Source organism: Paractinoplanes deccanensis, from assembly GCF_016862115.1.
GTDB lineage: Bacteria > Actinomycetota > Actinomycetes > Mycobacteriales > Micromonosporaceae > Actinoplanes > Actinoplanes deccanensis.
The window spans coordinates 54143-67180 of record NZ_BOMI01000107.1; the positions used below are offsets into that span (position 1 = coordinate 54143).

12 protein-coding genes are annotated in these 13038 nt (G+C 72.8%); 7 read left to right on the plus strand and 5 right to left on the minus strand.

The annotated features are described in order from the left end of the window. Positions 1-88: 88 nt before the first annotated feature. From Ade02nite_RS26910 to Ade02nite_RS26925, 4 genes are all read left to right on the plus strand, one after another. On the plus strand, positions 89-613 hold the full coding sequence (locus tag Ade02nite_RS26910) for a PadR family transcriptional regulator (RefSeq protein WP_203769648.1): 525 nt from the start codon (positions 89-91) through the stop codon (positions 611-613). Beyond that, positions 610-1287 (plus strand): ABC transporter ATP-binding protein, encoded by a 678-nt coding sequence (locus tag Ade02nite_RS26915; RefSeq protein WP_203769650.1) that lies wholly within the window; start codon positions 610-612, stop codon positions 1285-1287. The genes Ade02nite_RS26910 and Ade02nite_RS26915 overlap by 4 nt, the downstream gene beginning before the upstream one ends. Beyond that, positions 1284-3476: an FtsX-like permease family protein gene (locus Ade02nite_RS26920; protein WP_203769652.1), complete on the plus strand. Its 2193-nt coding sequence runs from the start codon at positions 1284-1286 to the stop codon at positions 3474-3476. Before Ade02nite_RS26915 ends, Ade02nite_RS26920 begins: the two co-directional genes overlap by 4 nt. Positions 3477-3678: 202 nt before the next feature. Beyond that, complete coding sequence (locus Ade02nite_RS26925) at positions 3679-4515, plus strand: tetratricopeptide repeat protein (RefSeq protein WP_203769654.1); 837 nt, start codon at positions 3679-3681, stop codon at positions 4513-4515. A gap of 51 nt (positions 4516-4566) precedes the next feature. Here Ade02nite_RS26925 and Ade02nite_RS26930 read toward each other — a convergent pair whose 3' ends face one another. After that, positions 4567-4986 carry a MarR family winged helix-turn-helix transcriptional regulator gene (locus Ade02nite_RS26930; protein WP_203769663.1) on the minus strand — a complete coding sequence of 140 codons (420 nt, stop codon included), beginning with the start codon at positions 4984-4986 and terminating at the stop codon, positions 4567-4569. A gap of 118 nt (positions 4987-5104) precedes the next feature. Here Ade02nite_RS26930 and Ade02nite_RS26935 point away from each other — a divergent pair, with 118 nt between their 5' ends. Then, positions 5105-6850, plus strand: coding sequence for an ABC transporter ATP-binding protein (locus tag Ade02nite_RS26935; RefSeq protein WP_239169075.1), 1746 nt, complete (start codon positions 5105-5107; stop codon positions 6848-6850). Positions 6851-6908: 58 nt separating this feature from the next. Here the strand turns inward: Ade02nite_RS26935 and Ade02nite_RS26940 are convergent, their stop codons facing one another. The 3 genes from Ade02nite_RS26940 to Ade02nite_RS26950 form a co-directional block, all read right to left on the minus strand. After that, on the minus strand, positions 6909-7550 hold the full coding sequence (locus tag Ade02nite_RS26940) for a hypothetical protein (protein WP_203769673.1): 642 nt from the start codon (positions 7548-7550) through the stop codon (positions 6909-6911). A 114-nt stretch (positions 7551-7664) separates the two neighbouring features. Then, positions 7665-7997: a VOC family protein gene (locus Ade02nite_RS26945; protein ID WP_203769675.1), complete on the minus strand. Its 333-nt coding sequence runs from the start codon at positions 7995-7997 to the stop codon at positions 7665-7667. A gap of 190 nt (positions 7998-8187) precedes the next feature. Next, on the minus strand, positions 8188-8859 hold the full coding sequence (locus Ade02nite_RS26950) for a TetR/AcrR family transcriptional regulator (RefSeq protein WP_203769677.1): 672 nt from the start codon (positions 8857-8859) through the stop codon (positions 8188-8190). 74 nt (positions 8860-8933) lie between these two features. On the opposite strand from Ade02nite_RS26950, the gene Ade02nite_RS26955 reads away from it, so the two are divergent. Then, entirely contained in the window at positions 8934-10199 is a 1266-nt protein-coding gene (locus tag Ade02nite_RS26955) for an FAD-dependent oxidoreductase (protein ID WP_203769679.1), read from the plus strand. 438 nt (positions 10200-10637) lie between these two features. On the opposite strand, the gene Ade02nite_RS26960 is transcribed toward Ade02nite_RS26955, so the two are convergent. Further along, positions 10638-11795 (minus strand): citrate synthase, encoded by a 1158-nt coding sequence (locus Ade02nite_RS26960; RefSeq protein WP_203769681.1) that lies wholly within the window; start codon positions 11793-11795, stop codon positions 10638-10640. Between the two features lie 67 nt (positions 11796-11862). Between Ade02nite_RS26960 and Ade02nite_RS26965 the strand changes: the two genes are divergently transcribed. Continuing rightward, a complete protein-coding gene (locus Ade02nite_RS26965) occupies positions 11863-12960 on the plus strand; it encodes a citrate synthase 2 (protein WP_203769683.1) in 1098 nt (365 codons plus the stop codon). The last annotated feature ends 78 nt before the right edge of the window (positions 12961-13038 follow it).

The following is a 13038-nucleotide window of genomic DNA, read 5'->3' on the forward strand; positions in this document are numbered from 1 at the left end:
GAGCCCCCGTTCCGTGGTCTGTGCCACTTCTCCGCCGGTACGTCGTAACTATGTACCCGGTGTATACCTCCGGTGTATGGTCCTCCGTATGAGTGTCCCCCTCACCCTGCTGGGTCTGCTCGAACGCGAGCCGAGCCACGGCTACGACCTCAAACGCGACTACGACACCTACTTCGGGCGCGGCAAGTCCCTGCCGTTCGGCCAGGTCTACTCGACGCTGGCCCGGCTCGCCCGCGACGGCAAGGTGGTGATGGACGAGGTCGCGGCCGGCGCCGGTCCCGACCGCAAGCGGTACGTCATCACCGACGCCGGCGCCACCGAGGTGAACACCTGGCTCACCGAGCCGGTGCCCGCCGAGCCCCACCTGCAGAGCGTCCTGTTCGCCAAGGTGGTGCTGGCCCTCATGCTCGACCGGCCCGCCGAGGAGTACCTCGACACCCAGCGCCGCGCCCACCTGGCCCGCATGCGCGAGCTCACCGAGATCAAGCGCACCGGCGGGCTCGTCGACGGGCTGCTCGCCGACCACGGCCTGTTCCACCTCGAGGCCGACCTGCGCTGGATCGACACGACGGCGGCGCGCCTCGACGCGCTGCGGGAGCAGGTGCGGTCATGACCGCGATGCTTCGGGCCGCCGGCGTGTCCCTGTCGTTCGGCGACACCCCGGCCCTGCGCGGCGCCGACGTGGCCGTCGACGAGGGCGAGATCGTCGCGGTGATGGGCCCGAGCGGGTCGGGCAAGTCGACGCTGCTGCACTGCCTCGCCGGCATCCTGGTGCCCGACTCCGGCGAGATCCACGTGGACGGTCACCGCATCGACACGCTCGGCGAGGCGGCGCGCAGCGCGCTGCGGCGCGAGCGCTTCGGCTTCGTCTTCCAGTTCGGCCAGCTCGTGCCCGAGCTGACGGCGGCCGAGAACATCGCGCTTCCCCTGCTGCTCTCCGGGGTGCGCCGTGCGCCCGCCCTGTCGCGCGCCGAGGGCTGGCTGTCCCGGCTCGGCCTCGACGGGCTCGGCGGCCGCCGCTCCGGCGAGCTGTCCGGCGGCCAGGCCCAGCGGGTCGCCCTGGCCCGCGCGCTCGCCGGCTCGCCGCGCGTGGTCTTCGCCGACGAGCCGACCGGGTCGCTCGACTCGCTGGCCGGCGAGCAGGTCATGGACCTGCTGGTCGGTGCGGCCCGCGAGCAGGGCACCACGGTGGTCGTGGTCACCCACGACGCGCGCGTGGCGGCGTACGCGGATCGCGAGATCATGGTGCGCGACGGGCGCGTGACCACGCCGGTGGGCACCTCGTGATCCGGCTGGGGCTGCGGATGGCGCTCGGGCGCGACGGCCTGGGCCGGCTCGCTCTGATCGGCGGCGCGGTCGCGCTCGGCGTCGCCCTGCTGCTCGGCGTGCTCGCGGGGGTCAACGCCGTGCAGGCGCAAAATCTGCGGTACGCGTGGCTCAACAGCGCGGTGACCGCGGCGGCCACCGGCCCACCGGTCGCCGATCCGGCCTGGTGGGCGCCGCGGCAGGACTACTTCCACGGGCGCTCGATCATCCGGATCGACGTGGGCGTGACCGGGCCGTCCGGGCCGGTGCCGCCGGGCCTGCCGGAGCTGCCCGCGGCCGGGTCCTTCTCCGTGTCACCCGCTCTCGCGCGGCTGCTCGACGCCACGCCGGCCGATCAGCTGGGCGACCGATTTCCCGGACGGCGGGTGGGCGTGCTCGGCGCGAGCGCGCTGCCGGGACCCGATGCCCTGATCGCGGTCGTCGGGCGTACCCCCGCTGAGGTCTCTGTCCTGGACGGCGCGGTGCGCGTCGAGCGGATCGTGTCGGTCTCGCCGTCGGAGTGCGACGGCTGCTACATCGGCATCGGCGGGGACGGGCTGACGCTGATCCTCGGGGTCGTCGGTGTGGCGCTGCTGTTTCCGCTGCTGATGTTCGTGGGCACGGCGACGCGGCTGGCGGCGGCCCGGCGCGAGCAGCGGTTCGCGGCGATGCGGCTGATCGGGGCCACGCCGCGGCAGGTGGCCACGCTGGCGACGGTCGAGTCCACTGTGGCCGCCGCGCTGGGGGCGGCGGCGGGCTTCGCGCTGTACCCGTTGGTGCGCCTGGGGTTGACGCGGATCCCGTTCACGGGGGAGCGGTTCTTCCCGGCGCAGCTGTCGCTGTCGTGGGTGCAGATCGCCGCGGTGGCCGTGGGTGTGCCGCTCGGCGCCGCGGTCGCGGCCCGGCTGGCGCTGCGCCGGGTGCGGATCTCGCCGCTCGGCGTCACCCGCCGGGTCACGCCGCGCCCGCCCCGGGCCTGGCGGCTCGTCCCGCTGGCCGCCGGGCTCGCGGAGCTGGCCTGGTTCGTGGGGCGGCGGCCGGAGACCTCGAACGGGCAGCTGCTCGCGTACCTCTCCGGGATCCTGATCGTGATGGTGGGCCTGGTCGTCGCGGGGCCGTACCTGACCCTGCTCGGCGCGCGGGTGCTGGCCCGCGTGTCGCGCCGGCCGGCCGGCATGATCGCGGGGCGGCGGCTGGCGGACGATCCGCGCGCGGGCTTCCGGGCGGTCAGCGGGCTGATGCTGGCGCTCTTCGTCACCAGCGTCGCCACCGGCGTGATCGGCACGATGGTGAAGGACCACGGCGCCGCCGACGCGCAGGCGGGCAAGCTCGGGCTCACCTCCTTTCCCGAGGACCTCGCGCCCGGCGAACGGGGCCTGACGGCTGCGGCGGTGCCGGCCTCGCTGTCGTCCGTGCCAGGTGTGTCACACGTTCAGGTGATTCACTACAACGCCGACCGGGGACAGCAGGGTCTGCCCGGGCTCATCTCCTGCGCCGACCTGGCCGCCCTGCGCGAGTTCGGCAGCTGCCCGCCGGGCGCCGAGGTGGCCCGCGTCTTCTCGGACCTGAGCGCCCCGGACGGCGTGCCCGCCCACTGGGAGGCGGCGCCGATGAGCGCGGCCTCCCTGGCGTCGCGGCCGGTGCTCTCGCTGGTCGTGCTGACCGACGGCTCGGACGCGGCCGTGGAACGGGCCCGCACGATCATGGAGGCGGCCTTCCCGACCCTGCGGCCGCCCCTGACCGACCAGGAGTGGAACAGCGACTTCGCCCGCACGCTGGTCCAGTTCCAGCGCCTGGCGGACATCGTCGTCGTCGCCAGCCTGGTGATCGCCGGCTGCGCCCTGGCCGTGGCGGTCACCGGCGGTCTCAACGAGCGCAAGCGCCCCTTCAGCCTGCTGCGCCTCACCGGGGTGCGCCTCGCCGAGCTCCGCCGGGTCGTCGCCCTGGAGAGCGCGGTGCCCCTGCTGGCGGTCTCGGCGCTGGCGATGGCCGCGGGCTTCCTCTCCGCCCACCTGTTCCTGCGCTCGCAGCTCCAGCTGGATCTGGCGGCGCCGCCGGCGTCCTACTACGCGCTGGTGGCGGTGGGCCTGGGAGCGTCGCTGGCCCTGATCGCCTCGACGATGCCCCTGCTGCGCCGCATCACCGGGCCGGAGATCGCCCGCAACGAGTAGGCGGCTCCACCCTCCCGTCGCCGGGCCGAGCCTCCGGCCCGGCGGCGTGGTGGCGGCGGCGTGGCGGCGACGCACTGGCGGCCTGATCGCGGCGGATCGGGTGTGGACCGGCCGGCGTGCCTACCGGCCCGGCGCCGGCGACACCCGGAACGCACCCGGGCAGTTCTCGACGGGGACCCGAGCGGGGCCGATCTCGTCCGGTGTGCGAAGCGAACTTCTCCTCGACCACGCCGGTGACCTGTTGGGCAACGGGCGCGCCGGGCAGGCCGCGACCCTGCTGGCGCCCGTAGTGGGCGCCGACCCGGGCAACCTCGGCGCCTGGCTGCTGCTGGCCCGGGCCCACCTGGCGCTGGGCCGCCCGGCCGAGGCGCTGGAGGCCGCCCGCACCGCGCTGGCCCTGCGCCCGGGCGGGTTCGAGGCGCTGTACTGGGTGAGCGCGTCCTACACCGCGATGGGCCGCCACGAGCTGGCCGTCACCGCCGCTGCCGCCGCCGTGCAGGACGACCCCGGAAACCCGCGGCTGGCCGAGCGCCACGGCCGCGCGCTGCTCGCCGCCGGCCGGGTCGCCGAGGCGGAGCTGCTGCTGGCCGCGTCCGTCGAGATCGCCTCGTACGACGCGGAGCTGCACGTCGCGTACGGCATGGCCCTGTTCGCCGCCGGTCGCCCGCTGAGCGCGCGTGAGGCGTACGGCAAGGCCCTGGCCCTCGACCCGGGGAACGCGCCGGCGCTGACCGAGCTGCGCAGGCTCACCGCCGCCGAGCGCCGCATCACCGACGCCGCATCGCTGGTGCGCGTCTGCGACGAGTTCGCCGAGACGTTGCGCATCCCCGCCGGCGGGCGCCCGCACCGGGCGGCGGCCCGGGACGCGCTGGGTCACGTCGCCGCTGTCGCGTTCGGCGTCTGCCTGGTCACCCTGCTCGGCCTCGCGGCGGCGATCCGCGTGGCCGGCGTCGAGGTGCCCCTGCCCCTGCTGATCGGCGTCTTCACCGCCGCCGGCGCGGCGGCCTGCGTCACCGCCCTGACTCGCCGGGCCAGGTGACTCTCTCAACCGAATGATTGACTGACCCCGGCGTGGACCACCGCGCCGGGGTCAGCTGTCTTCGCGCAACTTCTCCAGCACGCGCGACAGGTCCCGCCGGTCCTCCGGATCGAGCGCGGCGAAGATCCGGGCGCTCGCGGCCTGGCGCGCCGCCTGGATCTGCGTGTTCACCGACATGCCGTGCGGCGTCAGCGTGACCAGCACCGCCCTGCGGTCGGCCGGATCGGGCCGCCGCTCCACCAGGCCCCGCTGTTGCAGGTCGTCCACCACCTCGGTCGCCGAGCGCGGCGCGATGCGCAGATGGTCCGCGAGGCTGCTCAGCCGCAGGTCACCGTGCCGGGCCAGCACGGTCATCGCGCGCCCCTGGGACGGCGACAGGTCCCACGGCTCCAGCGCGACCTTGGTGCGATGACGCAACCGGCGCGCCACCGCCCAGAAGGCCTCGGACAGGCTCTCCTCTTCCGCGTGCACGGGAATACCGTACCAGCGATTACCGTTGTAGCCTCACGTTGAGGTAACCTCAGTAATCCCGTACGAGAGAAGGTAGCTCTTGGAAAGCCCGGCCGACGGCCGCTCCCGCGGCAAAAAACTGACCAAAGCCGAGATCGCGCAGGCGAAGAGCGTCTCCCTGCGCCGCATCGGCGCCCTGTTCACCGGGCACCGCTGGCCGCTGGCCGTCGTGGTGCTCACGATCGCCGCCTCGTCCCTCGCGGGCCTGGCCTCCCCGTTCCTGCTGCGCGAGGTCATCGACGTCGCGCTCCCGCACAACGACGTCCGGCTGCTCGTCTGGCTGGTGCTCGGCATGGTCGCCGTCGCCGCCGTGACCGCCGCGCTCGGCGTCGTCCAGACCTGGATCTCCACGTCGATCGGCCAGAAGGTCATGCACCGGCTGCGCGTCGACGTCTTCGCCCACCTGCAGCGCCAGTCGATCGGGTTCTTCACCCGCACCCGCACCGGCGAGGTGCAGTCGCGCATCACCAACGACATCGGCGGCATGGAGTCGGTGGTCACCTCCACCGCCACCTCGATCGCCTCGAACCTCACCACCGTCGTCGCCACCGCTGTCGCCATGGCCGCGCTGAGCTGGCAACTCTCCCTGGTCACGCTCGTCGTGCTGCCGCCGGCCATCTGGCTGACCCGGCGCGTCGCGTCCATGCGCCGCGCCATCACCGCCCAGCGCCAGCGCGAGCTCGCCGACCTCAACGTCATCATCGAGGAGGGCCTGTCCATCGGCGGCGTGCAGCTGTCCAAGACGATGGGCACCGGTCCGGCCCAGGTGGGCCGCTTCACCGCCTCGTCGAGCCGGCTCATCGACCTCGAGCTGCGCTCCGAGCTGGCCGGCCGCTGGCGGATGGCCTCGATGAGCATCGTCTTCGCCGCCATCCCGGCGGTCATCTATCTCGCCGCGGGCCTGCCCTTCACGGCCGGCTCGATGAGCATCGGCACGCTCGTCGCCTTCACCGCGCTGCAGTCGAGCATCTTCCGGCCCCTCATGGGCTTGCTGAACGTTCAGGTGACTGTCACCAGCTCGCTCGCGCTCTTCGCGCGCATCTTCGAATACCTCGACCTGCCCGTCGAGGTGAAGGAGCCGGCCGCGCCCGTGCGGCTGACCGCGGCGCGGGGCCACTTGCGCTTCGAGGACGTGACTTTCTCGTACGCCGGAAGCGGCACCGCGGCGGTGGCGGGCGTGAGCCTCGACGTGCCGGCGGGCAGCTCCCTGGCGCTCGTCGGCGAGACGGGCAGCGGCAAGAGCACCATCGCCGCGCTGATCGCCCGCCTCTACGACCCGACCGCCGGGCGCATCACGATCGACGGGATCGACCTGCGGGACCTCTCGTTCGCCGACCTCGCCGCCACCGTCGGCGTGGTCAGCCAGGAGACCTACCTGCTGCACACGACCGTGCGGGACAATCTGCGGTACGCCAAGCCGGACGCGACCGACGCCGAGATCGAGGCCGCCGCGCGCGCCGCGCAGATCCACGACGTGATCGCCGCCCTGCCGGACGGCTACGACACGATGGTCGGCTCCCGCGGCCATCGCTTCTCCGGCGGCGAGAAGCAGCGCATCGCGATCGCCCGCACGCTGCTGCGCGACCCGCGCATCCTGGTGCTGGACGAGGCCACCAGCGCCCTCGACAACGAGACCGAGCGCGCCGTGCAGAAGGCCTTCGACGAGCTGGCCCGGGGCCGCACGACGGTCACCATCGCCCACCGGCTCTCCACCGTCCGCGACGCCGACCAGATCGCCGTCGTCGACCACGGCCGCATCCTCGAATCCGGCGACCACGAGACCCTGCTCGGGGTCGGCGGCCGCTACGCGGCCCTGGCCGCATGACAGACCACCCGGGTGAGTCAGTCATCTGTGTGACTGGCTCACCCGGGTGGCGGAGTCGCTACTTCTTCTTCTTGGCCTTCTTGCCGGGCTCGCCCGGCTTGGGCAGCGGCGGCGCGCTCTTGGCGTAGTCCACCACGATCGGCATGCCGATCCGGACCAGCTCCTTGGCGCGCCGCTGCACGTCCTCCGGGGTCTGCGCGCGGGTCACCGGCACGTGGATCGCGATGTGCCCGACGAAGCTGATCAGGTCGTCGACCGTGCCGGGGAAGATGTGACACAGCTGCGAGGCGGCCAGCAGCTGCGACTCGGGGATGCCCGCCACGTGCTCGGCCATGCCGGCCTTCCACGCCGTCGGGTGCGCCAGGTAGCCGGCCGGAAGCCGCCCCGGCCCGCCGACCGCCTTGAGCGCCAGCTCCCGGTTGTGCCTGCGGGGCCGCGTACTGCCGACGATGTAGAGAAATCCCGCGCCGGCGAGCACACCGCAGACGATCAGCGCGGCGGTCGCGTTCTTCGCCCCCGCCATGATGATCAGGAACAACACCACGATGATCAGCGCGCCGGCCATCATCTCGGCGGTGCCGTCACGCGCCTCGTCGTCCTCGGCGTTCGCCACGGAACGCTCGAGGATGCCCTCGTAGATGCGGTCGTCGGGTTTCCAGTGGTCGTCGCGCACGGGCATGGCGCGCAGGGTCTGACCCATCCGTGGGTCCTTCCTCGTGCGGGGGGGGTTCGTGACCACGGAGATCGGCTACGCCCGCGTGTTCTTTAGTGCTCGCTCTCGTCAGTTCTGGCGTTCGCCAGTTCTCGCCTCTGGTCAGTTCTCGACGCAGAACTCGTTGCCCTCCGGGTCGCGCATCACGACGAGGCCGTTGACCTCCCAGGCGAACGTGGCGCCGAGCTTCTCCAGCCGCGCCCGCTCGGCCGGGATGTCGGCGGCGCGCAGGTCGAAGTGCATGCGCAGCTTGCCCGTCTTGGGCTCGGGGACCCGCTGGAACCAGAGGTTCGGCCCACCCCAGCCCGGCGCCTCGACGTACGCCTTGTCGCTCGTCGAGTCCTCATCGAGCTCGCCGCCGAGGGCTTCCGCCCAGAAGCGGGCCACCACGAGCGCGTCCTGGCAGTCGAAGGTGATGCTCTTGACATACGTCATGACTCCGTACGGTAGCGCTCCTGGAACCCGCCATCGTCCCGAGGCTGCGTCCTCGGCCGCGGCTCGGACATCCAGGCGCGACGAGCGCCATGGTCACCGCCCCCTCGAGCAGCCCGAGCAACTTGAGCAAACGCGGCGGTTGTCGCCCGGTTGTTGACGGACCCGAGCTCTCCCTTCCCCGGGCCGAGTTTCACAGGCCCGTACCCGCCCTCCTCGAGCGCCTCCTCGCCGGGCTTGGCGTGCCGGAGCTGTCCGCTCCGAGCCCCAGGCTTTCCGCGACGCGGGCGACCTGGTCGGCGTAGTGCTCGACGAACTGCGGATCCTTCGGATCGGTCTGGCACAGGCCGGCGATGACCTGGGGCAACGTCGTCGGCGCCATGCAGGCGGCCATCAACATGACCAGGAGGCAATGCGGGTCCAGATCGGGATTGTCGTCGCCGACGAGGCTCGCGATCTGCTCGACGCCGCGCGCCAGCATCGCGGTCCGTTCGGTGCCGCCCGGATCGTCCCCGGTGTACTGCAAACCGTTCCAGGCGACCATGCGTACGCCGTCAGGATTGTGCAGATTCTCCATCGCGTAGCGGCGCAGCTGCTCGGGCAGCGGCGTGCCGGGCTCGGAGATCTGCGCCTGCCGCTGCTGCCACTGCTCCGACATGGCCCGGAACAGGCCCTCCTTGCCGTCGAAGTAGTACGACACCAGCTGCTGGTTGACGCCGGCCCGCTCGGCGATCGCCCGGATGCGGGCGCCGGCGTAGCCGTGAGCGGCGAACTCCCCGGCGGCGGCGTCGAGGATGCGCTGCTTGGTCCGCTCGGCATCGCGCAGACGTTCTTGAGGGGCAGGTGACCTGCGTGGACGTGGCACGGCCGAGATTCTATGCCGCCCTTAATCAAACAAACGATTGACAAACTCACCCGTACGATTGATAGCGTCCCCGCATGCGAATTCTCATCGCCGGCGCGGGCATCGGTGGCCTTGCCCTGGCCCAAGCGCTGCGCCGAACGGGCATGGACGTCTCCGTCTACGAGCGCGACCCTTCGCCGCGCACCCGCAACCAGGGCTATCGCATCCACATCGACCCCAACGGCAACGCCGCCCTGCGCGCCTGCCTGCCCCCGCCCGTGCTCGACCTGGCCCGTGACACGAGCGGCGCCCAGGGCGATCTGGTGGCCTTCTACACGCAGGAGTTGGAGCAGATCTCCGCCCAGGTCTTCCCGGATGTCCCTTCTTCCGACATCACCAATGTGGACCGCGAGACCTTCCGGCTGGCCCTGTTGTCCGGCCTGAACATCACCTACGGCCGCACGGTCACCGGCTATGAGCTGACCCCAGCTGGCCGAGTACGCGTCTTCTACGAGCAGCGCGACCCCGATCCCGCCCCGAGCGCGGCTGAGCCTGTAGTGGGCCGCGGCTCACGAGAGGGTGGTCTGCGCGATCCGAGCGAGGCGGGGGCTGCGGCGAGTGGCGGCTCGCGGGAGGGTGGTCTGCGCGGTCCCAGCTCAGCCGCGGCTGCCGTGGGCGGCGGTGTCGAAGAGGTCGACCTGTTGGTCGGGGCCGACGGTGTCGGATCGGCTGTGCGCCGGCAGCTGGTGCCGTCGGCGGCGCTGCGGGATCTGGGGTTGCGGTGCCTCTACGGCCGCATGCCGCTCGACGGCGCCGCCCTGCCGCCGGACTTCGACCGCGGCTTCTGCTGGGTCTCCGGCACCAATGGCTACGGCGCCGGCTTCGCCCCCGTGCGATTCCGCACAGTCACCCAAACGCCTGACTATCTCATGACGACGCTTGTCGCCCCGGCTTCTGTGCTGGGTTCCCTGGCGCTGCCGTCACCGTCGTTGTGGCAGATCTGCATGGACGCGACCGCGACGTGGCACCCCGCAGTGCGTCGGCTGTTCGAGCAAGCGGACCGGACGTCCTTCTTCCCGATCACCCTCCGCGCCGGCACCCGCGTAGAGCCGTGGACCCCCGGCCCGGTCACCCTGCTCGGCGACGCCATCCACACCATGCCCCCGGCCGGCGGCGTAGGCGCCAACACCGCGCTTCAGGACGCGGCTCTGCTCGCCGCCGAGCTCCTGTCCGGCAAGCCCTTGCGGGAGGCCGTCGCCGCCTACGAGTCCGTCATGCTCCCGCGCGGCTTCGACACCGTCGACAACTCCGTCCGCATGATCGGCCAGATGGTCCCGCAGCCGTCGGGCCGCCCTTCCTGACCGCGTCCTGACCGCCCGCCTCTGCCGCGACGGGTGGGCCGGCGGGCGCCTTCGTCATGGGGATGAGCGCCCCGTTGCGATCTGCTGGTCCTGCGGGCGTTGGCCGCCATCCTGACCAAGCGGGCGTCGGGTGTCTTGTCATGTGGGCGGCCCGCCGCGGTCTGCTGGTCCTGTAGCCGTTGGGCTGCTGGTTCTGGCCGGGTGGGCCGTCGGGCGCCTGGCATGTGGGTGGCCCGTCGCGATCTGCTGGTCCTGTAGCCGTTGGGCTGCTGGTTCTGGCCGGGTGGGCCGTCGGGCGCCTGGCATGTGGGTGGCCCGCCGCGGTCTGCTGGTCCTGTAGCCGTTCTGACGGTATGGGCCGTCGGGTGCCTCGTCCTCTTGATGAGTGGCCGCTGCCTCTGACAGTCGCAGGCGTCGGGCCGCCTGCCGGCCGCCGCGTCATGCGGGTGGGAGGCCCGCGTAGCGGCCCGACGGGCGGAAGCGGGACGGGCGGTCGCCGTACTCCTCGAGCGCGTGGGCCAGCCACCCTGCTGTTCGGGCGATCGCGAAGATGGTTTCGCCGGCGTCCTGGGTCATGCCCCGGTCGAGGGCGAGGGCGGCCAGCGCCAGGTCGATGTTGGCGTGCACGCCGGAACGCTGGTGCATGGCCTCGGCCAGGCGCCTCGCGTTGGTGGCGGCGGGGCTGTCGCCGAGGAGGCTGAGCAGGAGCTTCGCTCGTGGGTCGCCGTCGGGGTAGAAGCGGTGGCCGAAGCCGGGGACGGGCTCGCCGGCGCGCAGTCTCGTGGCCACGGCGTCGACCGGGTCGCGGCGGGTGGCGGCGTCGGCCAGCAGCTCGTACGCCAGGCCGCTCGCGGCGCCGTGCAGGGGGCCGTCCAGGGCGGCCAGGCCGGCGCCGACGACGGCGTACGGGTGGGCCCGGGTGGACGCTGCCACCCGCGCGGCGAGGGTCGAGGCGGCGATGTCGTGGTCGGCGAGGAGCACGAGGGCCGCGTCGAGGAGCCGGTGGTCGCCCGGGGTGCCGCGGCGGCCGGTGAGGGGCCGCCACAAACCGGCGGCGAGGCTGGTCGCGGGGAAGCCGTGGGGGAGCGCGGCGACCATCGTGGCGAGCATGGCGCGGCCGGTGCTGACGACGGCGGAGGGGGTGATGTCGAAGCGGAGAGGGTCCGCGGCCGCTGCCGCCGCGACGATGACGCGGAGACGGTCGGTGTGCCGGGCGGCGGGCGGCAGCGGGGCGGTGACGGTCCGCGCCAGGCTCAACAGCTGAGGCGAGGGCTCCAGGGCGGCGAAGGCGAGATCGCCGGTCCAGAGGAGGTTGACGACCGACTCGAAGGTGACGGTCGTGGCGAGCTCGGACGCGTCGTGGCCGCGGTAGTAGAGGACGCCGTCGCTGATCAGCGTGATGCCGGTCTTGATCGCGGGAGTGGCGCGGACCTTGCGGCCGGCCTCGAAGGCCTCCACCTCCGAGCGCGCGAAGAGGCTGGCCTTGCCGTCGCCGTTGCGCACGCTGCGGAGCAGGCCGCGGCTCACGTAGGCGTACACGGTGGCGGGCTTGACGCCGAGCCGTTCGGCGACCTGTTCGGTGGTCAACACGTCCATGTGGACATGCTCTCATATTGACTGAATCAACATTGACATCAACATAAAGACGACCGACCGTGAAGTCATGTTGACTGTCAATCCAGGACTGGCCGGTGTCGTCGCCTTCGACACCGAGATCGCCGAGCCCGACCGGGACGGCGGAGTGCTGCGCTACCGCGGCGTGGACGTGCGGTCGCTGGCCGGTGTGGCCGGCTTCGGTGACGTGTGGGGTCTGCTGGCCGACGGCGACTTCACCCAGCCGCTCGTCGCGCGGGCGGCGCCGCCCGCACCGGTGCGCACCGGCGACGTGCGCGTGGACGTGCAGGCGGCCGCCGCCGCGCTGGGCCTGCGCCCGCTCATCGACATCGACCACGCGCAGGCCCGTGCCGACCTGGCGACCGCATCGGCGGCGATGCTCGACCAGGTGGCGATCTCGGCGCGCGGTGAGCGGCCCGCCGTGCCTCAGCGACTCGTCGACGCGGGACGGGACGTCACCGAGCAATTCATGATCCGCTGGCGGGGCGAGCCGGACCCGCGGCACGTCGCGGCCGTCGACCGGTACTGGGTCTGCGCCGCGGAGCACGGCATGAACGCCTCCACGTTCACCGCCCGGGTCGTCGCCAGCACCGGCGCGGACGTGGGTGCGTGCCTTTCCGCGGCTGTGGCGGCTCTGTCCGGTCCGTTGCACGGTGGTGCGCCCGCCCGTGCGCTCGGCATGGTCGAAGCGGTCGAGCGAGGCGAGGACGCCAGGCGCTATGTCAAACGAGTGCTTGACAGTGGCAACCGGCTGATGGGCTTCGGGCACGCCATCTACCGGGCCGAGGACCCGCGCGCGACGATCCTGCGGGACGCCGCCCAGGAGTTGGGCGCGCCGCGCTACGAGGTCGCGCTGGAGCTGGAACGGGCCGCGCTGGCCGAGCTGCGCGAGCGCAAGCCGGACCGCGTCCTCGCCACGAACGTCGAGTTCTGGGCGGCGATCGTGCTCGACTTCGCCGAGGTCCCGGCCGAGTTGCTGGCCGCCCTCTTCACGTGCGCCCGCACCGCCGGCTGGAGCGCGCACATCCTGGAACAGAAGCGCCTCGGCAAAATCATCCGCCCGTCGGCCGACTACGTGGGCCCGCCGGAGCGCTCGGCCGCCGACCTCCCCGGCTGGTCCGACACCCTCAAGCGCCGAGCGGCCTGACGCCCGCCGAGCGGCCTGACGCCCGCCGAGCGGCCTGACGCCCGCCGAGCGGCCTGACGCCCGCCGAGCGGCCTGACG